Raw genomic sequence first — 23,654 nt, forward strand, 5'->3', positions numbered from 1 at the left:
AATGATATTATTGGTTAAATTATACTTGTTTATTTCTTTGCAAACCGATTGCGTAATTGTTGTAACGGGAAATCGTGGTATAACACGTGAGCTATGAAGAGAATAATCACCAAGGTGTTAATTCCCAATGCCGCAGGAACAGGAAGGTTGGCGTTAGTATAAGTGATGATGGCAAAGAACAAACCTGCTATCAGTAGATAGACAAAGATACTCTTCAGTGGATAGTTGATAGGGTATTTACGCTGACCAACGATATAAGATAGTACCATCGCTGTGGCATTGCCCAAGAATCCTGCCCAAGCACAAGCAATGTAACCATATTTTGGTACGAATATCACGTTGATTCCGATGATTACAGCACAGCCGATGCCAGAGAAGTAGGCTCCCCAAATGGTTTTGTCGATGAGCTTATACCAGAAACTTAGATTGAAATAGACGCCCGTCATAATACCTCCAGCCATCACGATAGGTACAACCTGTAGTCCTACCCAGTAGTCACGGCCAATGATATGACGTAGGATATCCATATAACCCATCACAACAAGGAAGGCTAAAAGCGTGAAGATGATAAAGAACTTCATCGCTCTTGCATAGGTTTCCTTATTGTCTTTGTCGCGTGCCTTACCAAAAACGAATGGCTCGTAGGCATAACGGAAAGCCTGTGTAATCATCGACATAATCATTGCTATCTTACTTGCAGCACCGAAGATACCCAACTGTGTATGTGCATCACTATTCTTATAGACGTATGGGAAGAGGATGTAACCTGCTGTCTGATTAAGAATACCGGCAATACCAAGGAATAGAATTGGCCAAGTATAAGACAACATCTTCTTTGCCAAAGGCATATCAAGCAACTTACCGCCTGAGAAGAAACCATCTTTTAGCTCTTTCCAGAAACAGAAGGTGATAGTCGTTGTACATACAAGGTTAATATAGAAGGCGTAACCGACTTCATGACCGCCAAGAACAAGATAGTAACCAAGATTCAAAATGATGTTCAAAGCAATGAACAATAGTTTGAAAGTAGCAAACTTAATCGGACGCTTCTTATATCTGAGATAGGCAAAAGGAATAGCCTGAAAGGCATCTGTCGCCACCGTGATAGCCATTACCCACACATACGACGGATGTTCCGAGTAACCCATAAAGTCACAGATAGGCTGCAAGAAGACGAAGACCATTGCGATGAATAGCAGTGAAGAAAGACCTACCAAAGACAAAGTAGTAGAGTAAACCTTCTTCGGATCTTGGTCAGTCTTATTGGCATAACGGAAGAAGGTCGTCTCCATTCCATAGGTCAAAACGACCAACAGCAACGCAGTATAGGCATAGATGTTTGTGATAACACCATAGCCACCGCTCGCTGCACTAATTTTCGCTGTATAGAGGGGTACAAGAAGGTAGTTTAAGAACCTTCCGATGATACTGCTCAATCCGTAGATAGCAGTGTCTTTTGCAAGTGATTTTAAATTTGCCATTGTTGTATTATAGTTTAGCTTATTTGCCTTATTGGGCTAATAAGGCTTATAGGGCTAATAGCCCAACAGCTTAATAGACTCATTTATCTTCTAAAAGAATATATAGCAGATTGTAATTGCAGCTATTACACCAGCCAAATCGGCTAATAGTCCACAAGCCAGTGCGTGCCGTGTATATCTTATTCCGATGCTTCCGAAGTAAACCGCCAAGATATAGAAAGTAGTATCTGTTGAACCTTGGAAGATACAACTCAATCTGCCAACGAATGAGTCAACACCAAAAGTCTTCATTGATTCCAACATAAGACCACGTGCGCCACTACCAGAAAGCGGCTTCATAAAAGCAGTTGGGAGTGCATCTACGAATCTTGTGTCAAGTCCGCACTGCTCCACACACCACTTAATTCCCTGTATCAAAAGGTCCATTGCACCCGAAGCACGGAACACTCCTACAGCCACAAGGATAGCTACCAGATAAGGAATAATGCGTACTGCGGTTTGGAATCCATCCTTCGCTCCTTCGATGAAAGCATCATAAACATTCACTTTCCGTAATAGCGCCACAACGATGAAAAGCATGATTATCGACATGACAATCAAGTTAGAAGCAACAGATGACACCGTATTCGTCATCTGCTTATCCATCTGTCCGAATCCCCAAATTAACAATCCGACAAAGCCTATAATACCAACAAGCCCCAAAAACAATGTTGGTTGGAAAATATTGATACGTTGCCAAGCTGCCGTAATGAGAATACCAGCTATCGTAGCTACCGTTGTTGCCAACAGAATTGGGATAAACACATCCATAGGTTGTGCTGCACCGTTCATGCTTCGATAGCCGAGAATGGTCGTAGGGATGAGCGTCAGACCCGAAGTATTCAATACTAAGAACATTATCATCGGGTTAGTTGCCGTGTCCTTCTTTGTGTTCAACTCTTGCATCTGCGCCATTGCCTTCAGTCCAGTAGGCGTAGCTGCATTATCAAGCCCTAACATATTCGATGCAATATTCATAAAGATAGAACCCATAACAGGGTGATTCTTAGGGATATCAGGGAAGAGTTTTGAGAAGAAGGGGCTGAGCATACGTGCAAGAACATTGACAACACCAGCCTTTTCGCCAATCTTCATGATTCCCAACCATAGCGTCAAGACTCCTGTTAAGCCTATTGATGTTGTAAAGGCATTCTTAGATGAATCAAAGGTAGAATTCATCATTTTTTCAAATATTGTTGTATCGCCCATCAACAGAGAGATAATGCCGAAGACGAAGGCTATTAGGAAGAATCCTACCCAAATATAGTTCAGTGCCATTTATTGCGTTTTTATAACTATTTTAATATGTCTGTTATGAATTAGAAGTGGGGACAGACAGCCCCACAACGGCACCATACTTTCCCAATGCAAAGATAAACATTTCTGTGTGAACGTACGGCATAATAAGCTAAAAAGATGTGTTTAGTCTCCCTGTTTCCAATGGTTTTGTCGCAAAGAAGTTTTTTTTTATTTTCAATGATAGTTCTGAGTAACGTTAATTACACCTTGTTACATAACTGTTTTATCGATGATTTTATATGCATGTATGTACGATTTAATCTTTTTAACATACGAATTTGTGTTTATGTTATATGAAGTTTTTATCTTTGCAAATATCTTTTGAGGATAGGCTTTTATCTATCTCCAATTACTTTTATCACAAAATTAGTCACTTTGCGAATTTTATTCGTAACAACAAGACTGTATGGGTATTTTCGATTTCTTTAAAAAGAATAAGCGTAAGGCTCAGCAAAACGAACAATGTCTCTCTGATGTTGAAGAGACAGAAGAGGCCGATTTATGGTCAGAAGCTTATGTAGCAGTACCTCAGTGTTATGAAAAAGAGGGACACGAAAAGCTTCTGAGTTTTGTTATCACCGAAGGTGTTAACACCATTCTGCCTATGTATCCCAATGAATTATATAAAAATGAGGATGATAACTTCTCTGACATACAACTAACATTTGTAAGTACGACAAAGCTTGGAGAAGTTGTTTCTTTACCTTTCTTTCATTGTGTACCAGCCTTGTCAAATTATGCTGTAGAGTTCAGAGAACCAAACGTTCTCATTAGAGGATTGAATGCAGCCGAAATGGGCTTGCTGATTTCTGGGGTACAGCAGTCTTTAAAGCGTTGTTAGTTATTAGAAAGGGAAAGCAATATATCCATAAAAAAGGAGTTGTACCAATGTGTCATTTTGGTACAACTCCATTTCTTATAGATTTTTCATGGCATAATCTTTTTAGATAAAATGCGCTTTATCTTGTTGGATCTAGTTTATTTTACTACGACTTTCTTGCCATTAATAATGTAGATACCACGCGGTAATTGGCCTTTTTCATTTGCGTCTCTTACCTTTGTACCAGTGATAGAATAAACTGTGCCATCGTTTTGTTCAGTGTTAGCTATCTTGTTTATACCGGTAATAGTATTGGATGAACTCTTACCAATAATATTAACACTACGCAAGTAGAAACCTTGTCCTGTAATGACTAAGCCTTTTTCTTTCAAATCACGAACAACATTTGGTTCGAGTTGGAGAGTATAGGTGCTTTCATCATTGCCTTCTTTAAGATTGATAATATGGCCATACAATTCTCTAAATGAGAGTTTAGGTCTCTTTGATTCACCAGGTATCTTCGTGTTCTGTCGTAGATAAACCTTTGCACCTGGTTTAACATCTCTCACTACAATCTCAATTTCCTGACCATCACCAATATTAGCAAATTGCTCTTTAGGAACAATCGTCTCGCCCCAATGCATTTCTTTAAATCCACTCCAAAGTGCCTTTTCTTTTGATGAACGATTTACTGTGAATAAACGGACATTCTCTCCTTTTATCACGCACCCCTCATTTCTTAGTTTGTTGCGAAGTTCATCTGTTACAACAAAAGTTACTTGTGCATCATTAGGTGTGACTTCTGGTTTTAATGTAGCGATAGCTTTCCCATATTTGTCAAATAGGTCAAGCTTTACATTCTCTGTTACATTTAGAGCTGCTACATCCATAATCAACTGATCGCCTGTCTTCAAGTTGGCAAACTTGTCAGCTGGAATGTTCAGACTTAAAGTTCTGTCATTTCTGTGCGCATAATCTTCTTTGTCTGGTAGCGACCCAACCCAAAGGAGTTCGCTAGCACGTTTGTAAACGCGTAACCAATCGATTTCAGTGACATACTCCTTAGGTGTCTTATTGATATCACCACCATATTTAGGGTTTAATTCTGGATACAAAGTACCTCCAAAACCTTTATATGGATACATTTCTGGCTCAATTACCGTGTCCTTTTTGTATGCCTTACCTCCAACCTGTCCGGTGATGGCAACATCCCAAACACGGTCTTCTCCAAAGATTGAATAGTTTTCTGCTAAAAGTGCATTATATTTGTATGGATGTCTAGTATCCTTTGACATATAGGCTTTTGTACGGAAAACAGATCTTACCCTTCCATCCAAAAGGAATGTAACTACTAAGTTCTTAGGGTCACTAGGTTCTGGGTCTATCTGTGCACCATATACATGGAAGTCCTGTGCAGGATCAAAGTCAATCTCTTTTATACGATCTTCTCTGTAATTATTATTGTAGGTTGTCTTTGGCTTTCCGTCACTTGTTTTGTCATCATAGTTCAAACCATGGACTGTTTGATGCAAATAAAAGCCTTTTTCTTTCATTGGATCTCTTCGATCTTCATTTACAAAAAACTCCTGTAAGTCAATCTCAAACGTATTTGCTCCATTACAGTGACGTAACCATAATGCCATCCATGTACCAAACTCATAAGGTATCTTTGCTTTTATCTCTATGCGTGAGTAAAGTGGGTAGTATGTTCCTTTGTCAATGCCAACTCCCTGAGCCATATTAGCCTCGTTAGCATTACGACTTGAGAGTGCACCAGACCACCAACCATACTTTCCAAAGTCGTGTTTAGGCTTAAAAGGAGACTGCAGTCTTACACTATAATCGATTCCTGCAGGGTCGTTTTGCCCATCACGACGGCGTCCGGTTAAAAGAGGTTCACGTGAAGCGGTGATATACGCTACACCATCTTTCACCTTGATCATGTCCGAACGATAATACTGTACGCTACCCTGATTTTTGTTATTACCATAATCGTCAAACTTATAATGGTACTTTGGGTCACCATAGATACCCCAACGAGTATTATCAATTTTGTTACCATTAAACTCGTCGCCTCCATAGTAATTCCAACCTGGTATAGCTGGCGCAGTGTTTTCTGTTACCTGTGCAGATAGCGTAGAGAGGCTTAAGTACAATCCGCAAAGCGTTATTCCTGTTTTTTTCATGTTGTTGCTGTATATGAGCAAGTTTTATGTTACTCATGATTATTTAATTAGAAAAATATATTCGTGTCAGATGGAAAGCTAAAACAATAATGTTAAGCTATCCTGTTATGAATTATCAATCCAACAACGAAATAGAACTCGGCTACAAAATTACAGCTTTCCATTGACACTGAACGGCTTTTAAAGCCGTGTGGAGTGTCAAATAACGCTAAGGTATTGTAAACGTATTCATTTAATGTTGAAGAATATGAAAAGAATACGTCTATTGTTTATTATTGTTTTCTTTTATGTTTTAAGGTATCTGTAAGGTAAATTTTTGAAAAATTCTTATGAATTAATGTCCTTTATGTCCTTTACCTCTATAAAATCTTGGAATTTACCACGAATCATTCCTTTTTGTTGGTGGTCATTTAATAGGGCAATCATACTATCCCAGAAGCCTTTTACATTGAGAAGTGTGACCTTCTTTCGATGATAACCTATAGTAGCTGCCGCTGCAACTGTAAAGACTTCATCAATTGTACCTATACCACCTGGCAAGGCATAGAACTCGTCAGAGCGTTCCATCATGATGGTTTTACGATCAGAGAGATCCTCACATGGGATTTCTATATCTACATAGTCGCTCATCCGACGCCCTTCTTCCATGATACGAGGGATAACACCAATGGTGCGTCCGCCTGCTTCATGTACTGCCTTACCAATACATTCCATCAAGCCACTATTACCTCCGCCATAGACAAGGGTGTGACCATTTTCTCCAATCCATTGACCCAACTCTTCCGCAGCACGGAAGTAGTCGGGGTCAATGTTATTGTTTGCTGAACAAAATACTGCAATATTCATTCTGTTCAATCATTATTCTCCTAAGAGTTTAGCAGCCATTTCACGTCCTAAACGGTAGCACTCTTCCTTAATCTCGGGGGTGAGTGCCTGCTTCATCTCTACTGGCTCACCCACCTTTTCAAAGTGTAAGTGGTTCTCATTCCACTCGCCGATGGCTGCAACAGCCTTTGAAGCCCATGAGTAAGAACCAAACCAGCCGATAAGGTGGTTCTTGATGTCGCGGTTGGCAACCTCCTGCAAGAGTACATCCATCTCATGATAGAGACCTGCGTTATAGGTAGGAGCACCAACGATTAAGCCACGGAAGCGGAAGATGTCCTGAAGAATGTAGCTGTGATGTGTTTTAGAGACGTTGTATAAACGAATATTCTTAACGCCAGCAAGTGATGCAGAACGAGCAATCTGTTCCGCCATACGTTCTGTGTTGCCATACATTGTACCATAGCAAATAACCAAACCTGGGTCTGTCTCGTACTTTGACATACGGTCATAAAGTCCAACAACCTTGTCAATATACTTATGCCATACTGGTCCATGAGTTGAGCAGATGTAATCGAAGTGTACACCAGCAAGCTTTTTCAATGCGTTCTGAACAGGTATGCCATACTTTCCAACGATGTTAGAATAGTAGCGAACCATCTCCAACCAGCACCAGTCTGTGTCAATATCCTGATCGATGAGACCACCATTTAATGCACCAAAACAGCCGAAAGCATCGCCTGTAAACAAATGATTCACCTCGCCTTTGCAAAGTGTCATCATCGTTTCTGGCCAGTGAACCATTGGGGTCATAAAGAATTGTAAGGTGTGCTTACCCAGACTCAATTCTTCGCCATTCTTTACCTCTATCGTATTTTCCTTTACGCCATAGAAACCAGACAACATGTCAAAGGTCTTCTTGTTTCCAAGAACTTGGATGTTAGGATAATATTTCCGGAATAAAGCAAGCGAACCAGAATGGTCAGGCTCCATGTGGTTGATGACTAAGTAATCAATCTGTCGGTCACCCAATACCTCATGCAGATTCTCTATAAACTGTGTGAAGAAATCTACTTCAACTGTATCAATAAGGCAAACTTTCTCATCGACTATAAGATAAGAATTGTAGCTTACGCCATGTGGCAATGGCCATAATCCCTCAAAGAGGTTCTTATTACGGTCGTTAACTCCAACGTAATAAACTTTATCAGCAATTTCTATCATTTTATTTTTATTTTTAGTGTTCCTTTCTGCGCATTTATCAAGCCAATTATGTTTGTTTGGCTATAGGGCTTTCTGTTTATACAGCCCCCTCTTTCATCTTCTCCCCAAACTCTTTGCTTACATAGTTAAAAATGTCCTTACAGCAATCTGCTGAGAACGCCAGGGCATAGTTGATGAGTTTATCCCATTGTTCCTCTGAAAGTCCTTTCTCGAGGTCGGCACGGGTGATTCCACATTTCAAAATACCGAAGATGAATCCTGCGTTAAAGTTGTCGCCAGCACCGATAGTACTAACAATATCTGTGTTAGGAACTGGATACGACTTCTTTAATTCCTTTCCACAACGCACTTCTACAGGCTGACTGCCTTGCGTATAAATGAACTGTTTGCAATAGAATGATATCTCAGCATTGTAAACCTTGTCTGCATCTTCTTTCTTGTAGAGTATCGCAAAGTCCTCATGGCTTCCACGAACAATATCAGCATAGTCGAGATTCTCAATCAGATTTGGCGTAATCTTGATGACCTCATCCTTATGTGCTGGCCGGAAATTGACATCATAGTAGATGATTGCGCCACGTGTTCGAGCATAGTCTAATAGTCCTAATACCTGCGGACGAATCACAGGATTTACCGCATAAAAGGAACTAACAAGTATGATGTCATCGGGCTGTATGTCTGGATAAGTGAATTCTAAATGGTCGTGTGGATGATCTTTGTAGAAGATATATTCGGCATCATTCTTCTCATTGAGAAAAGCCAGTGATACAGGTGATTTAGAATCAGGGAAGGTAGCTATGTTGTCAGCATTAACACCATTGTTTTTCAGGAAGTTAATAATATATTTCCCGATATGATCTTTGCCAGCTTCTGAGATAAACGATGTGTTAACACCGCAACGTCCTAACGATGTGATAGCGTTAAAGGTAGAGCCTCCTGGTACTGCCTCAACGGGCTTGTTATTCTTAAAGATGATGTCTAAAACGGATTCACCTATACCTATTACTTTTCGCATTTTATTGTGAATTATGTTGTGCCACTTTTAGGTTGTGCAAATATACAGAAATTTGAACGGATTACAAAATGAATTAAGTTCTTTTTTCTTTGTGCTTTAAACTCTATTGCTTTTCATTCTTTTTTCTTAATTTTGCATCCTATGACAAGTTATCAGACTGCAGTTTTAGAAAATGGACTGCGTATCATTGCCCTTCCTGCCGCCTCTCCAGTGGTTTATTGTGGCTATCAACTCAATGTTGGAACAGCCAATGAGCTACCTGATGAAGAGGGTATAGCTCATTTCTGCGAGCATGTTACCTTCAAAGGTACTATGCGTCGTACGGCAATAGATGTAATTCAATGTCTTGAACAAGTGGGCGGCGATCTCAACGCTTTTACAACTAAGACTGATACGGTTTATTATTCTGCGATTTTGAAGGATCATCTTCCTCGTGCGATAGACCTTTTGACAGATATTGTTTTCCATAGTGTCTATCCTCAAAAGGAGATTAACAAGGAGGTGGAAGTAATCTGTGATGAGATAGAATCTTATAACGATAGTCCTTCAGAACTTATTTATGATGAGTTCGAGAATCTCATCTTCCGTGGACATCCGTTAGGACATAGTATCCTTGGCTCGGCAGAACGTGTCAGAAAGTTCACTACCGAAGATGCACTTCGCTTCACAAAAAAGTTCTATCAACCGATGAATTCGGTATTTTTTGCTTATGGAGACATCGATTTTGATGATTTAATCAGTCTTTTAGAGCAGGAAAATGGTTCGAAAGTAAAGTCAAAAGGAGAAACAGAAAAGCCTATCGAAATGGCACTTCCATCATTGAGCGAGTATCAGGCACAGACAATCAGGGTTGATAAGCAGACCCATCAGGCACATGTAATGATTGGTAATCGTGCTTATAACATCCACGATAAACGTCGTATGGCATTATATTTGCTTAACAATATCTTGGGTGGTCCAGGTATGAGTGCTCGACTGAACCTTGCGTTGCGTGAGCGTCGTGGGCTTGTCTATACGGTCGATAGTTCTATGGTGACCTATTCTTCAACGGGTGTTTGGGCTATCTATTTTGGCTGTGATACTGATGACTTGTACGAATGTTTGCGTCTTGTTCGTGCTGAGCTCGACCATTTCATGACCGTTCCATTGACTGATGATGAGCTGACAATAGCCAAACAGCAGATAAAAGGACAGATAGGCATCGCTTGCGACAATCGTGAAAACCTTGCATTAGACTTTGGTAAAGGTTTTCTACACTATGGTTGGAAGAAGGATATCTCCGCACTTTATCGCAACATTGACACCATAACAGCTGAAGAGTTACAGGCTGTCGCCTGCGAACTTTTCCCAGAAGAACGACTATCCAAGTTGATTTACGTGTAGAAAATAATCATTCCTGAGCACAGCATTAATTTCGTAACAATAAGTTTTAGTATATAAACGGATAACAAAAATAAGGATAATAAAGCAATGAAAGCAAATATCGAAGGGACAGACAAAAAGAGAGTTGTCATCGTTGGTGGTGGATTGGGAGGATTGAATCTTGCCTTCAAATTGGTTGATGATGAATTTCAGGTTGTATTAGTTGACAAAAATAATTATCATCAGTTCCCTCCATTGATTTATCAGGTAGCATCGGGTGGTCTTGAACCGAGTAGCATCTCCTTTCCTTTTCGTCGTCTTTTCCAAGGACATAAGGACTTCTTCTTCCGTATGGCAGATGTGCAAGCTGTGAATACTGAGGAGAAATTCATTGATACTACGGTGGGAAAGATTGAGTATGACTATCTTGTGATAGCAGCTGGTGCTACGACTAATTTCTTCGGAAATAAGGATATTGAGGCTACCACACTCCCGATGAAATCGGTTGGTGAGGCAATGCGACTCCGTAATACCATTCTTCGTAACCTTGAACTTGCTGAGACGGAAGATGTTCCTGAACGCAAACAGGCGCTGATGAATATCGTTGTTGTTGGCGGTGGAGCCTCAGGTGTTGAGATTGCAGGTGCAGTGGCAGAGATGAAGAAAAACATCATTGCTCGTGATTACCCTGATCTTGACTCATCACAGATGCACATCTATCTTGTCAACGCAGGCGATCGTCTTCTTGCAAATATGGACCCTGTTTCGTCAAAGCGTGCAGAGAAAGATTTGAAAGACTTACATGTGCATATTCGTCAGCCACAGTTTGCGACAGAATACAAGGATGGAATACTGAAAACAAGTGCTGGTTTGGAGATTCCTACGCAGACTGTTATCTGGGTGAGTGGTATCTGTGCGAATAAGCTTGGTGGCTTCCCTGTAGAAAGCATCGGGCATTCAGGGCGCCTTTTGACGGATCGCTTCTGTCGTGTGAAGGGGGTAGAGGATGTCTATGCAATTGGTGATATCTCTTTAGTAGAGGGGGATGAGGAATATCCGCTTGGTCATCCACAATTAGCGCAGGTAGCTATGCAGCAGGCAAAGACGATTGCCAAGAACCTCAAAGCACTTGCTAAAGGTAAGGAACCTAAGCCTTTCAGATATAAGAATCTCGGTGTAATGGCAACAATCGGACGAAACCATGCTGTTGCTGAAATCTCTGGAAAGAAGTTTGGTGGCTTCCCTGCTTGGGCATTATGGCTCGTTGTTCACCTTCGTTCAATTCTTGGCGTAAAGAACAAAACGTTCATTTTGCTTAACTGGGTATGGAACTACATTAATTACAAGCAGAGTCTTCGTTTGATATTGAAAGCAAAATAAATAAGTCGTCGTATTATCGACAACTTTCTTTCATATTCTCCTAATTGGTAAGTGATTACCAGTTAGGAGTTTTTTATTCTCCATTATTTTGAAGGGATAGACCCTAGTATGGTTCAGTTTCACCATTAATGCGGAAAAGGCAAAGAGAAAGAGTCAGTTGAACAGCGGAGATACCATCGTGTTTCTCCACAGAAAACCTACAGGGTAGATGACCAAAAGCAAATTTTGAGAAAAGTGAGAGAACATTGCTTCTTGTCTTATTTTTAACACTCAGAAGATTAGGTGTTTAGCTTAAATTATCTACTTATGTGTTCATAATAGTTGCTCTTTATTTTATTGATAATCAATGAAATATAGTACAGCGAAGTTGCTAATAATTATTGAGATTGGTAATATCCTTTGATTCTGTGAGACATTTCTGAGGATATTGGGCATTATACAAAAGTAGGCTCTATAACGAATCGTGTGGGCTTGTGTGTTGATATTCTTCAAGTTTGGTGCGGGTGCTTAGCACATGTGGTGCGGGTGCTTAACACTAATGGTGCGGATGGTATGCACCACACGTGCGGAAGGTTCACACCATTGCTGTATATGGAAGGGTAGGGATTTAATGAGAGTTAAACGTATTAAAACTAATGACAATCAAGAGTTGTGTTTTGTTGGAGGCTAGACTTTTGGATAATATTTTAGGCTCTATGAAGAATTACCCACATGATTCATTCTAGAGCCCAAAAGTACTATGAATTTGATAATATTTGACGACATTTGCTTTGCGGTTTTATCAATTTACGTTACCTTTGCACGAAACATAAATCAAAAACGTAATATCTATTAAATAATGAAGCATAAAATCGGTAACATTTTAGTAGCAGGCATTGCGATTGTCGGACTCGCAGCATTGGCAAGTTGTGCGGGTGAGAAGTTTCATGTGACAGGTTCTATTGCAAATGCAAAGGATTCGTTACTCTATTTTGAGCATAACGGACTTGATGGTTTCTCTACTGTTGACTCTGTAAAACTCGATGAAAAGGGTACTTTCTCGTTCTCTGGAGATAAAGTCGATAACCCCGAGTTCTATCGTCTTCGTATTGCTGGTCAGATTATTAACATTGCTATTGACTCCACTGAGACGGTTGATGTGAAGGCTACTTATCCACAGATGGCTACCGATTACACTGTGAAGGGCTCTTATGATAATGAGAAAATCAAAGAGTTAGCCCTCAAACAGATTGACTTACAAGCTCGCTGTCAGTCTATCCTTGCTGAGCGTCCTGGCCTTGCTGACTCAATTATCACCGTAATGATGAACGACTATAAGCACGATGTTTCTCGCAACTATATCTTTAAGGAGCCAATGCGTGCCTATAGTTACTTTGCTTTGTTCCAATATATCGTTATTGGCAATCAGGCGCATTTAATATTCGACCCATCGCGTGATATGGATGATAACAAGGTTTTCGGTGCGGTAGCTACAAGTTGGGATACCTATTATCCAGACTCAAAACGTACGCAGAACCTTCACAACATTACTATTAAGGGTATGAAGGATGAACGCATTGTGAAAGCGCAGAATAAGCCTGTGGAGATTAAAGCCAAGGAGTTGGGCGTTGTTGACCTTCCTTTGCGTGATAACCGAGGTGTGGAACATCATTTGACTGATTTGAAAGGTAAAGTTGTTTTGCTCGACTTCCATGTCTTTGCGGCAAAGGGTTCTACAGAATATATTATGCAGTTACGTGACCTTTATAATAAGTATCATGACCGTGGGTTAGAGATTTATATGGTTTCATTGGATGACAATGCTCACTTCTGGAAGGAGCAGGTGGCTAATCTTCCTTGGATTAATGTCTATGATGATAGTGGAATTAGTCAAGCCTATACCGCTCCTGCACAGACTGTTCCAATCATCTACCTTATCGATCGTGGTAACAACATCGTGAAGAATCCTTCACAGATTAAGAATCTTGAACAGGAGATTCTGAAGCTGCTGTAAGGAAAGGCTGCTATTCTTATAATAAAACGAACAGGGGACATACGGCATTCGTATGTCCCCTGTTCGCTGTAATCAATTTATCGGAGAGATGTGGGTGATGAGTGTTGAGTGTCGGGTGTTGATGAATTGTCTAAATGGGTATTGACTGAGCTTGTCCTTAAAGATACCAGCAAGCTATATGCTAAGACTCTGTAAACTCTTTGTGTTGTAGGCAACTCCGTAAATGGCGTTTACCTCCGTGAACCATATCATATTGGAAGGGGTGTCAAATAGGGAGATCGGGAGGGAGACTTGTCATATCGGGAAACTTACTTTCATCACTCCTTATCCATAAACTTAGTTTCCTGTCACTTCTGTCATACATTGTGTTTGCTTAACCTATTATGCTCCAATCAGATACACGAAATGTTAAAAGTGACAGCAACTTAAAACAAAACTTTATTTTGTTTTATGCACTAATTCTCTTCTTTGGAAATACGTGTTATTCCAAAGTCTGGAAGATTTGATTCGTTTTTGTGTCGCTATTTATCCACCTTATCCCTGCTAGATGCTGGCTTCTTTACCCCCTATGCTTTCACAATCAAGCAGACGGCATAGGCAGCCATGCCTTCTTCTCGTCCAACGAAGCCCAAATGTTCAGAGGTGGTGGCTTTGATTGAAACGGCATCAAGGTCACAACCAATAATCTCTACCAAGCATTCGCACATAGCAGGGATATGTGGGTTAATCTTAGGACGTTCGGCACAAATCGTTGCATCAATGTTTCCTACACGATAGCCCTTTGTAGCCAAGAGGTCGATGGTATTGCGGAGAATGACCTTTGAGTCCATGTCAAGGGTGTCAGCTGAGGTGTCTGGAAAGTGATAACCTATGTCGCGCATATTGGCAGCACCGAGTAGGGCGTCGCAGATAGCGTGAATGAGTACGTCGGCATCACTATGTCCAAGTAGTCCAAGACTATGCTCAATCTTGATACCACCTAAGTATAGGTCGCGACCTTCAACGAGTTTGTGTACGTCGTATCCCATTCCGACACGGAAAGATGGGATGGGTTGAGTAGAATTGCTCATAATAATGGGGGACCTTCCCAGGCTCTTCTAATGTAGAGGATGTTTTATGCAGGGGATAGGTTCTTATTGGTTTATATTAAAAGTCTTATAATACTTATGTAAAGAAGATCACTATCACGGATTTGGTTAATGGTAGTAATCAGTCCCCTCCCTTTTGGGAGGGGCAGGTTGTTGTTTACCTTCTCTTAAACAAATCCTTGATACCATCCATATCAAAGGTAAGAGAGAAACGGAGGGTTTGATCAAGTGGATTGTTCTTGGCAGTCGCAATGACATATCCTGCGTCAAGGGCGAAGACATTCATCTTAAAACCAGCACCAACGGTGAAGTACTTGCGATTACCTTTGTTCTCGCTTTCGTGGTGATAACCAGCACGGAGTGAGAACTTGTCATTATAGGTGTATTCTGCACCTAAGCTCCATTGTATCTCCTGTAACTCCTCTGAAGCACCATTAGGCGCATCGCCGAAGCTCTTAAAGATACCAGAGATGGATGACACGTCATAATATTCTTTCTGAAGACGATTGTCATAATCAACCTGTGACTCGTCGGCTTTGCGCTTTGGATAAGTAGGTACCAACAGTTTGTTCGCATCCGCAGCAATCGTAAAACGGTTGAATTCATCGATAGGGATCATCAATGACGCACCCAGACGAAGGTTGGTTGGGATGAACTCAGAGCGGTTGTCGCCACCGAAGGTAATCTTTGAGCCGATGTTTGAGATGTTCATACCTAAACCTAACTGGCACTCACGCTCGCCGATGTTGATATAGTTCTGATAGTAGCAAGACAGGTCGGCTGCAAAGGCAGAACCTGGTGCGGTATCATCCGTATAGCTATAGGTAAGGTCAGAATATATCCAACGAACGGCTGCACCCAAAGAGAAATGCTCACTCAGCATCAAAGAATAAGCTACGTCCATTGACATTTCGTATGGGTTAATGGTCATGTTAGAACCATCCGTCATCTGTACTTCACCCAAAGAGAAGTAACGCATAGAGGCTGAGACAGCACTATAGTCACCAATGCGATAGTAACCAGCAAGGTAAGCCAAGTCGATGTCGCTCACTAGCTGGCGGAGCCAAGGGGTATAGTTTAGTGACACACCTGCACGCGAGATATTAAAAGGATATTTAGCAGGGTTCCAATATTGTGAGTTCACATCTGGATCAGTAGCTGCACCAGCGTCACCCATACCTGCAGCACGTGCATCAGGGGCGATAGTCTGTGAGGTTACTGATGTGTTGACAGGGTTAAAGATATCCTTCTTATCCTGTGCAAAAGTGGTTGATGACGCCAGTGCAGAGAGTGAGAGGATAGCTATTCGAAGCTTATTAATCATTCTGTTTTTATTGGGTTGCTTATTAATTTATATGGATAGAAACGTTCTTCTTATCTTATTTATTGTCTAAGATAATCAGTTTCTTAGCTTTCGATACCTTGGTAGCACCATTGCTGCTGAGGCGTACGCGATAGAGGTAAACACCAGTCTGGAGGCGTGCGGCATTATCGATAGTAAGGTCCCAGTCGGCTGTGATAGCATTGCCAGAAGTAACACCAGTCTCGCTACGATGCCATAGCAATCGACCACTCATATCGAATACTTCAATGTCAATATCGACATTTGAACCAATATAGTTGTGGGTGACAATGAAGGTGGTTTCTGTTCTTGTAGGGTTCTTTGAAGCGTTGATACTATATATCTCCGGTGCCAAACCCTTGACAACCTTAAACTGAAGTGTGACAGTCGAAGGGTTGTTCTGAATGTCCCAAGCACGGAATTGGAGGGTGTGTGGTCCCTCAGAAAGTTCTGGCAGACTAAAGCCCGTTGTTCCTGAGGTATAGCTACCGAAGTCATATCTGAAGTTATCATTCAAGATATAGGTCTGTGTCATTTTACCATCGATAGTCAGCTGCATGTCATGTCCGATACCATTGCCTGATGCATTGATACCATCTTTATCTGTTATCTGTGCATAGAAGTAAGGGGTGCTGTTTACTTCACCACCATTGACAAAAGAAGGAGAATTGAGATAAGCATAGATGGATGGACCGATGGAATCGTTGTAAACAATCTCAGAACCATCAATCATAAAGCCTTCTTCATGTCCTTGTGCCATGAGGGTGTGGCTGTCGTTGATTGCCGATAAGTTCATCAAACCCGTACCTGCGGCATAGTTGATGTCACGTGGGACGGCAAAGGTAAAGGTGAATTCTCCGTTGCGAATACTATCAGTACCATTGTATAGCACCTTCTGGCGATCGTAATATTTGAAAGTATTTGCTGAGGTTTCCTCCTGTTTCTTACAAGTGATAAGCTCTTTTGTATCTCGTACGGTAGCAGTAAGCAGTCCTTTAAAGTCGGTTTGTTTGCTACCGTTCTTTGTTATATATCCTTTGACTGTTACGACAGATCCTCCCTTGAGTATTAACGACCCAGTTTTACTAGGTGCTTGTCCGTTAATCGTCTCCACCTTGACCTCTAGGGTTGGGAGATTTAATGAGAGGGCTGGGTCGCCTAACAGGGCATATTGTAGTTTGTTAGGGGTAAGGTCACTGCTAGAGTTTATCAACTCACATTTAGCTAATCGCTGTGCTTCTCCCAATGTTGTTGGCTTTCCATTTGTAAAACTTAGTACATGCTTTAGGAAGGCGGTGTTGATAGCCTTGTTATAGTAAGCATATACCGTACGTGTGGTACCCCAGAAAGCAACGGAGCCACCCTTTTTATTCAGTACCGCTGCTTCGCCGATAGTTGGAATGGTAGCATCGTATGGCATGATATCACAGCTGGCTGTAATCCAAAGTGGGAGATTGGTATTGGTAAAGTTGGCAAAGTCGTTGATGCGGAGTACTGCCTCATGCGAAATCTGGTCCTCTCTTCCGTGACCAGCATAATCCATAATCAATGCACCTTGTGCCTGTTGTTGCTTTATGATAGTGCTTACTTCAGGATAGCTATTGCCCGTAGCTGACGAAGTGCGTGTGTAAGCGTCCCACATAACCTTCTTTACCTGATAGCTTGGATAGAAACTCATGATGGTTTCAGCAGTCTCATTGACATCGTGCATGTGGAGGTTGTTATTACCATCATCACCCATGAACATAATCATATTCTCCCAACTACCACCATTCTTATTTTCTGCATAGTTAATTGTCTTATCGACTAATACCTTTGCTTCTGATAAGTCAGTAACGGGGAAGCGTCCTACTCCAAGGTCTTCTTTGTCACTTCTTAGTAAGTTCCCGCCTTCACCATCGTCCATCAATGTGAACCAACCATCATTGACATAGCAGTCGGTCTCACTGAATGAGTTTTCGCTCTCGTATGCAAGGAGTAAATCGTCAGGGTTAAGATTACGGCAGGCAGGCGTCACCAGGCGATTGTCCCATACGCAATCGCCAAAGAGCAAGAGCGATTGTGGTAGATTGTCAGTGCTAGCACGGTCGTAAAGCATCTTCATGTACCGACGATAAGCCATAGCATCAGGTGTTCCACTTGAGAATTCGTTATAGAGTTCGTCTGCTGGAACGATACGAACGGAGATATTGTCATGTGAGCGATGGAAGTTTGCTAAGCGTTCTGCTTCCTTCAATAACTTTTGGCTTGTCGGTATGATAATAACCATATTGACAGGCTCATGCGCATGAAGGTCCTGGTTGGTTATGTTATAAACATATTCAGGTGTTGGGAAAGTAGCTTTCAATGAAGGTGCTGGTGAAGCGGTGGGGTAGGTCATGATGAGATAATCAAGACGTGCTGGGCCACCTGAAGTGGTAGTCAGTTTGATGCTGTCAACAGCGTGGAGGCTGTTGAGCGTATAGGTTCTCACCTCTTCATAACCTTTGTCAAAGGAATCTTGTGGTGTGATTCTAATGTCGCCAAGACGCTGGCCATTAGCTTCTACCTTTACAATAGAATTATAAGAACCTGTTGTAACGGCAACAGTTAGTTTTGCAGTGGTTGCGTGTGCTTTGTTGGCTAAGGTGAAAACTTTCCCTTCGTTTAGCTTTAACGGTGTCTCTTCGAAGAAGTTTCGTCCTCCATGATACCAACTGAAATTATCCACTTCATGCAGACTGTGATAGTCATCAGCTGATGGATAAAAGCTATTGATGAATGTGGTGCTGTCTGTAATAACAGCTGGTGTGCTATTAATATCCTCTGTCAAGAAATAATAACCATAATCAGAGTAGGGGTTACGGATTCTTTTTATAGACGTATTACCTTCCCAGCTTACAGGACCACGAGCATAGAAAAGGCGTTTACCATTGCTATTGAAGGTTGGCACTTCCTTCAGGTCATCATGTGTCCTGATGTCTTCATCGGTGAGTATTTCATTCTGTAAGTTCCCGCCATAACCATAGATCTTCACCTTATCAATGTTAGAGAAGCCTGCCCGGCGGATGAGTTCCTTGGTTAACTGATAGACGCCATTAGCAGGGACACGTATCTTTGCCCACTTACCATTGGTCAGGATAGAATGGTCAGCATATCGGTTTGCTGCTGCTGATGCTCCTACAGCACGGGTTTCTATAGCTTTTAGCTTTTTCGTTGTAGCCTTCTTAGGGCGTGAGGTTAGGGCAATCATGAAACTGACGAGGAACTGCTTCTTCCCATTGCGTTGGACGATTGGTGAAAGAGAAATCTCTAAGACGCCCCGTTTACGTTCAATGGTCATCTGCTGATATATCTCAGGTAACGTTGGTGGAACGATACTTGTTAATGCATTGTACCGAGCAATGTCCTCCTTACTCATATCGATGAACTCAGGGTAGCGTATCTCTAAATCGTATATGGAGTCAGCATATTGCTCGCCAATAGGAATGGCATAATGGAACTGTGGCAATAGTGAGTCTATTGTCACATCTTGAACAGTTAGATTGAAGAATCTTTGCTGTTGAGCGGATAGTTTTATACAACTCAGCAGAAGCGTTAAGCAGAATATTGCTGAGCGTTTCTTCATCAACTTATTGATTCCTTTCGTCATATTGTTTATAGCTTCCTCCCTAAGCATTTGTCATTGTTCTTTTTATGTAGTTTGTGGATTTTAGTTTTAGACCATTTACTTGCAGTTGAAGTCGAGAACTTTTCTTTCCTCTATGTATCCTTCTAAGTGATCATTGATGTTCACTGGGCCACAACCTGATGGACAGCCTGTATAGATGATGTCACCCGTTTTAAGCGTGAAGTAACGACTGATGTAACTGATGATTTCATCTATTTTAAATAGCATGTCACTCGTACATCCCTCTTGCACGGTTTGTCCGTTGATGTCAAGATGGAAGCGGAGTCTTTGTACATCAAGGAATTTATCCTTGGTTACCCATTCACCTAAAGCTGCCGAACCATCAAAACCTTTGCAGATATCCCAGGGCAGTCCCTGTGCTCTTAGTTTTTGTTGTAGTTCGCGTGCAGTGAAGTCGATGCCTACGGTTACTGCGTCATAGTATCTATGGGCGAATCGCTCTGAGATCGTCTTTCCCAATCGACAGATGCGCACCACGAGTTCTGTTTCATATTCTATTGTACCCAAGTCATCGGGTATGAAGAACGGCTTTTTATCTTTTAGTAGGGCAGAGTCTGCCTTGGTGAAGATAATTGGTTCATTCTTTGTAGATAACGTTTCGTTTAGCGATTTATTATGTTTGGCATAATTCATGCCAACAGCAAAGATTTTCATTGTTTTATTCTATTGGGCTAATTGTGCTAATAAGGCTAATTGTGCCAATAAGGCTAATTGTGCCAATAAGGCTAATAAGCTTTTAAGTCTATTAAAAAAAGAGTTGCAGGAGCCTGATGGCTTTCCTGCAACTCCCATATTTATCTTCTTAAGAAGCTCTGTTATTACTCTGCAGCGAGTGTGAAACGCTTGTAAGCAACGATCTTAAGATCCTTGTTCTGAGTCTTCAACCAATCGTTAACGCTCTGCTTTTCGCCATCACCGAACTGGAACTCCTGGTCAACGAGGCAGTTCTCCTTGAAGAACTTGTTCAGACGACCCTTAGCGATGTTCTGAATCATGTCCTCATTGAGGTTAGCAGCCTTCTCAGCGCCCACAGTGTTACGGATTTCGATAGCCTTGTCAGCTTCCTCACGAGTCAACCAACCCTTCTTGATGTTAGACTCGATGTGGTCATCGCTGTCAACGAGATTAGCGTTGATACCTGCCTTCTTGATAGCAGCAACAACAGCCTTCTCAACCTGCTCTTCCTTAGTCTTCTGAACAGCAACCTTGAACTCCTCATCCTTAACAGATTGTGGAATAGAAGTCTCGTCAAGAGCGATAGGCTTCATTGCTGCAACCTGCATAGCAACCTTGTGACCAGCTTCCTCGTTGTTCTCGTTGAGCTGAACCATAGTAGCGAGCGTGTGCTTGTTCATGTGGTCATAAACAGAGATGTTCTCACCCTCGAGGAAGTTGTAGCCATCAAGCTCCATCTTCTCACCGGTAACACCAGAACGCTGTAGAACTGCAGCAGCAGCCTCCTCACCATTAGCAAGCTTCAATGTCTTAACCTCGTCAAGGCTCTTGCACTTGTTAGCAACGGCAGCGTCCAAAATCTCCTGAACGAGAGCAATGAAATCCTTACCATTAGCAACAAAGTCTGTCTCACACTTGATAGCAACCATAGCAGCGAAGCCATCAGCCTGCTTAACGAGTACACATCCGTTTGATGTCTCACGGTCAGAACGCTTAGCAGCAATAGCCAAACCACGCTCACGAATAAGTTCCTTTGCCTTTTCGAAATCGCCTTCAGCCTCTGTGAGTGCCTTCTTTACGTCAGCCAGACCTGCGCCAGTCATAGCGCGGAGCTTCTTGATATCTTCAATAGATACAGCCATTTTTTGTTTTCCTTTCTAATATTATTAAATATTGTGGGCGTTGATGAGGTGTAACAAACTTCTCGTCTCATTAATGTAGAAGTCCATTAGCACTCACCAGCGCCCACTATGTTTCGTTTTATTACTCAGCAGCTGGTGCCTCGTTCTCAGCCTTTGGAGCCTCTTCAGCCTTACGAGCAGCACGCTTTGGCTTAGCCTCAGCAGCCTCTTCAGCCTGCTCTGCAGCTGCCTTCTCGTCAGCCTTCTCTGCCTTACGCTCCTCAAGACCCTCTGCGATAGCGTCGCAGCAAGCAGAGAGGATAGCCTCTACAGAATCCTTAGCGTCGTCATTTGCTGGAATAACGTAGTCGATGTGCTTAGGATCAGAGTTGGTATCAACGATACCGAATACAGGAATACCGAGACGATTAGCCTCCTTAACAGCGATGTGCTCCTTCATTACATCTACAACGAAGAGTGCAGATGGCAGACGAGTCAAGTCAGAGATAGAACCGAGGTTCTTCTCGAGCTTAGCACGCTGACGTGAAATCTGCAAGAGCTCACGCTTAGAGAGGTTAGAGAATGTACCGTCGTTCATCAACTTGTCGATGTTCGTCATTTTCTTCACAGCCTTACGGATGGTTGGGAAGTTGGTCAGCATACCGCCAGCCCAACGCTCGTTTACGTATGGCATGTTAACAGCTGCAGCCTTCTCTGCTACAACTTCCTTAGCCTGTTTTTTAGTAGCGACGAACAAAATCTTCTTACCACTTCTTGCAATAGCTTTGAGTGCCTCTGCAGCCTCGTCAACCTTAGCTACAGTCTTGTGAAGATCGATGATGTGGATACCATTACGCTCCATGAAGATGTAAGGAGCCATTGCTGGGTTCCACTTGCGACGGAGGTGGCCAAAGTGGCATCCTGCCTCCAATAACTGGTCAAAATTTGTTCTTGACATGTTGTTTGTTTTTACTTGTTTACTTTCTTTTTAATTCTTTCTTGGCGAATGTGCTTCACCATGCTTCGTTAGAATCAACCGACGGGTAGTCCCCCGATAAGGAATCGCGTCAGTTTAGATACTAAACCATCTCCTTTGAACTTTGAACTAATCCTTTGAACTTTGAGGTTTGAAATTTGAACTTTAGCCTTTCAGCTTTCTGTTTGAACTTTTCCTTTCTGCTTTGCTTTATTCTTTTATCAAACAAAACATATCATAAAGTTCAAAGTTCCAACTTCAATGTTCAATGTTCCAAGTTCCAAGGAAAATATTAACGCTTACTGAACTGGAAGTGAGCACGAGCCTTTGGCTGACCTGGCTTCTTACGCTCAACAGTACGGCTGTCGCGTGTCAGGAATCCCTGGTCCTTTAGTGCTTTCTTATCTTCAGCGTTAACTTTTACCAATGCACGAGCGATAGCAAGACGCAGTGCCTGGCTCTGACCAGTAAAGCCACCACCATCGAGGTTGGCCTTAATGTCATACTGACCTTCTACACCGAGCAACTGCAGTGGCTGCTTAACCACGTACTGCAGGATAGCTGATGGGAAGAATTCAGTTAAATCTTTCTTGTTGATAGTGATCTTACCGGTACCCTCTGAGAGGTAAACACGCGCTACAGCGCTCTTACGGCGACCAATTGCATTAATTACTTCCATCTTTCTCCTTATTATTTATACTGGTTAATATCAATTGCCTTTGGCTTCTGTGCCTCAAGACCGTTGAGCTCTGTACCTTCGATAACGTGGAGGTTATTCAAGAGATGACGACCTAAAGGACCCTTTGGTAACATACCCTTAACGGCATGACGAATCATCTTGTCGATACCATTCTTACGAGTACGAAGCTGGGCAGGAGTGTTAAAACGCTGACCACCTGGGTAACCAGTATAACGTGTGTAAACCTTATCAGTCTCCTTCTTACCAGAGAATACAACCTTAGCTGCATTGATAATGATTACGTTGTCACCACAATCTACGTGTGGGGTGAAAGTTGGCTTGTACTTTCCGCGAAGAAGCTTAGCTACCTTAGAGCAAAGGCGACCTACAACCTGATCGCTCGCGTCAATAACGACCCACTCTTTCTTAGCTGTTTCCTTGTTTACGGAAATAGTCTTGTAACTTAAAGTGTCCATTCT

Annotated in this window: 18 protein-coding genes; 4 read left to right on the forward strand and 14 right to left on the reverse strand. The window is 41.9% G+C overall.

What is annotated here, in order from left to right:
- Positions 1-29 precede the first annotated feature (29 nt).
- A complete protein-coding gene (locus J4856_RS05780; protein WP_025837131.1) occupies positions 30-1,481 on the reverse strand; it encodes an oligosaccharide flippase family protein in 1,452 nt (483 codons plus the stop codon).
- 90 nt (positions 1,482-1,571) lie between these two features.
- On the reverse strand, positions 1,572-2,798 hold the full coding sequence (locus tag J4856_RS05785; RefSeq protein ID WP_065367643.1) for a nucleoside recognition domain-containing protein: 1,227 nt from the start codon (positions 2,796-2,798) through the stop codon (positions 1,572-1,574).
- Positions 2,799-3,225: 427 nt separating this feature from the next.
- Here J4856_RS05785 and J4856_RS05790 point away from each other — a divergent pair, with 427 nt between their 5' ends.
- Positions 3,226-3,660 carry a DUF4299 family protein gene (locus J4856_RS05790; protein ID WP_025837129.1) on the forward strand — a complete coding sequence of 145 codons (435 nt, stop codon included), beginning with the start codon at positions 3,226-3,228 and terminating at the stop codon, positions 3,658-3,660.
- Positions 3,661-3,797: 137 nt separating this feature from the next.
- Here the strand turns inward: J4856_RS05790 and J4856_RS05795 are convergent, their stop codons facing one another.
- The 4 genes from J4856_RS05795 to J4856_RS05810 form a co-directional block, all read right to left on the reverse strand.
- Positions 3,798-5,825 (reverse strand): glycoside hydrolase family 16 protein, encoded by a 2,028-nt coding sequence (locus J4856_RS05795; RefSeq protein WP_025837127.1) that lies wholly within the window; start codon positions 5,823-5,825, stop codon positions 3,798-3,800.
- 327 nt (positions 5,826-6,152) lie between these two features.
- Positions 6,153-6,671: an LOG family protein gene (locus tag J4856_RS05800; protein ID WP_025837125.1), complete on the reverse strand. Its 519-nt coding sequence runs from the start codon at positions 6,669-6,671 to the stop codon at positions 6,153-6,155.
- Positions 6,672-6,683: 12 nt separating this feature from the next.
- Entirely contained in the window at positions 6,684-7,874 is a 1,191-nt protein-coding gene (locus tag J4856_RS05805; RefSeq protein WP_025837123.1) for an FprA family A-type flavoprotein, read from the reverse strand.
- A 76-nt stretch (positions 7,875-7,950) separates the two neighbouring features.
- On the reverse strand, positions 7,951-8,889 hold the full coding sequence (locus tag J4856_RS05810) for a carbohydrate kinase family protein (RefSeq protein ID WP_025837121.1): 939 nt from the start codon (positions 8,887-8,889) through the stop codon (positions 7,951-7,953).
- A gap of 141 nt (positions 8,890-9,030) precedes the next feature.
- Between J4856_RS05810 and J4856_RS05815 the strand changes: the two genes are divergently transcribed.
- The 3 genes from J4856_RS05815 (at position 9,031) to J4856_RS05825 (ending at position 13,624) form a co-directional block, all read left to right on the forward strand.
- Positions 9,031-10,272 (forward strand): M16 family metallopeptidase, encoded by a 1,242-nt coding sequence (locus J4856_RS05815; RefSeq protein WP_065367859.1) that lies wholly within the window; start codon positions 9,031-9,033, stop codon positions 10,270-10,272.
- A gap of 87 nt (positions 10,273-10,359) precedes the next feature.
- Entirely contained in the window at positions 10,360-11,631 is a 1,272-nt protein-coding gene (locus J4856_RS05820) for an NAD(P)/FAD-dependent oxidoreductase (RefSeq protein ID WP_025837119.1), read from the forward strand.
- Positions 11,632-12,469: 838 nt separating this feature from the next.
- Positions 12,470-13,624, forward strand: coding sequence for a TlpA disulfide reductase family protein (locus J4856_RS05825; protein WP_025837116.1), 1,155 nt, complete (start codon positions 12,470-12,472; stop codon positions 13,622-13,624).
- Between the two features lie 566 nt (positions 13,625-14,190).
- Here J4856_RS05825 and ispF read toward each other — a convergent pair.
- The 8 genes from ispF to rplM form a co-directional block, all read right to left on the reverse strand.
- Entirely contained in the window at positions 14,191-14,694 is a 504-nt protein-coding gene (gene ispF, locus J4856_RS05830) for a 2-C-methyl-D-erythritol 2,4-cyclodiphosphate synthase (RefSeq protein WP_025837114.1), read from the reverse strand.
- Positions 14,695-14,869: 175 nt separating this feature from the next.
- Positions 14,870-16,036, reverse strand: coding sequence for a type IX secretion system outer membrane channel protein PorV (porV, locus tag J4856_RS05835; protein WP_025837111.1), 1,167 nt, complete (start codon positions 16,034-16,036; stop codon positions 14,870-14,872).
- Positions 16,037-16,091: 55 nt separating this feature from the next.
- Positions 16,092-19,685: a type IX secretion system sortase PorU gene (porU, locus tag J4856_RS05840; RefSeq protein WP_025837109.1), complete on the reverse strand. Its 3,594-nt coding sequence runs from the start codon at positions 19,683-19,685 to the stop codon at positions 16,092-16,094.
- 75 nt (positions 19,686-19,760) lie between these two features.
- Positions 19,761-20,378, reverse strand: a complete 618-nt coding sequence (locus tag J4856_RS05845) for a fumarylacetoacetate hydrolase family protein (RefSeq protein WP_025837107.1) — start codon at positions 20,376-20,378, stop codon at positions 19,761-19,763.
- 164 nt (positions 20,379-20,542) lie between these two features.
- Positions 20,543-21,541 (reverse strand): translation elongation factor Ts, encoded by a 999-nt coding sequence (gene tsf, locus J4856_RS05850; protein ID WP_025837106.1) that lies wholly within the window; start codon positions 21,539-21,541, stop codon positions 20,543-20,545.
- 121 nt (positions 21,542-21,662) lie between these two features.
- A complete protein-coding gene (gene rpsB / locus J4856_RS05855; protein ID WP_025837104.1) occupies positions 21,663-22,478 on the reverse strand; it encodes a 30S ribosomal protein S2 in 816 nt (271 codons plus the stop codon).
- A gap of 310 nt (positions 22,479-22,788) precedes the next feature.
- Positions 22,789-23,175, reverse strand: coding sequence for a 30S ribosomal protein S9 (gene rpsI / locus J4856_RS05860; RefSeq protein ID WP_004358788.1), 387 nt, complete (start codon positions 23,173-23,175; stop codon positions 22,789-22,791).
- 11 nt (positions 23,176-23,186) lie between these two features.
- Positions 23,187-23,651, reverse strand: a complete 465-nt coding sequence (rplM, locus tag J4856_RS05865; protein WP_025837098.1) for a 50S ribosomal protein L13 — start codon at positions 23,649-23,651, stop codon at positions 23,187-23,189.
- Between the last annotated feature and the right edge of the window lie 3 nt (positions 23,652-23,654).

The sequence above is a fragment of the Prevotella scopos JCM 17725 genome (assembly GCF_018127785.1).
Taxonomy (GTDB): domain Bacteria; phylum Bacteroidota; class Bacteroidia; order Bacteroidales; family Bacteroidaceae; genus Prevotella; species Prevotella scopos.

Coding starts and splice junctions, on each gene's coding strand:
- J4856_RS05810 (WP_025837121.1), bottom strand. CDS start 8,889: ATGCGAAAAGTAATAGGTATAGGTGAATCCGTTTTAGACATCATCTTT.
- ispF (WP_025837114.1), bottom strand. CDS start 14,694: ATGAGCAATTCTACTCAACCCATCCCATCTTTCCGTGTCGGAATGGGA.
- porV (WP_025837111.1), bottom strand. CDS start 16,036: ATGATTAATAAGCTTCGAATAGCTATCCTCTCACTCTCTGCACTGGCG.
- J4856_RS05845 (WP_025837107.1), bottom strand. CDS start 20,378: ATGAAAATCTTTGCTGTTGGCATGAATTATGCCAAACATAATAAATCG.
- J4856_RS05805 (WP_025837123.1), bottom strand. CDS start 7,874: ATGATAGAAATTGCTGATAAAGTTTATTACGTTGGAGTTAACGACCGT.
- J4856_RS05820 (WP_025837119.1), top strand. CDS start 10,360: ATGAAAGCAAATATCGAAGGGACAGACAAAAAGAGAGTTGTCATCGTT.
- J4856_RS05790 (WP_025837129.1), top strand. CDS start 3,226: ATGGGTATTTTCGATTTCTTTAAAAAGAATAAGCGTAAGGCTCAGCAA.
- J4856_RS05800 (WP_025837125.1), bottom strand. CDS start 6,671: ATGAATATTGCAGTATTTTGTTCAGCAAACAATAACATTGACCCCGAC.
- J4856_RS05795 (WP_025837127.1), bottom strand. CDS start 5,825: ATGAAAAAAACAGGAATAACGCTTTGCGGATTGTACTTAAGCCTCTCT.
- J4856_RS05825 (WP_025837116.1), top strand. CDS start 12,470: ATGAAGCATAAAATCGGTAACATTTTAGTAGCAGGCATTGCGATTGTC.
- rplM (WP_025837098.1), bottom strand. CDS start 23,651: ATGGACACTTTAAGTTACAAGACTATTTCCGTAAACAAGGAAACAGCT.
- porU (WP_025837109.1), bottom strand. CDS start 19,685: ATGACGAAAGGAATCAATAAGTTGATGAAGAAACGCTCAGCAATATTC.
- J4856_RS05785 (WP_065367643.1), bottom strand. CDS start 2,798: ATGGCACTGAACTATATTTGGGTAGGATTCTTCCTAATAGCCTTCGTC.
- rpsI (WP_004358788.1), bottom strand. CDS start 23,175: ATGGAAGTAATTAATGCAATTGGTCGCCGTAAGAGCGCTGTAGCGCGT.
- J4856_RS05780 (WP_025837131.1), bottom strand. CDS start 1,481: ATGGCAAATTTAAAATCACTTGCAAAAGACACTGCTATCTACGGATTG.
- J4856_RS05815 (WP_065367859.1), top strand. CDS start 9,031: ATGACAAGTTATCAGACTGCAGTTTTAGAAAATGGACTGCGTATCATT.
- tsf (WP_025837106.1), bottom strand. CDS start 21,541: ATGGCTGTATCTATTGAAGATATCAAGAAGCTCCGCGCTATGACTGGC.
- rpsB (WP_025837104.1), bottom strand. CDS start 22,478: ATGTCAAGAACAAATTTTGACCAGTTATTGGAGGCAGGATGCCACTTT.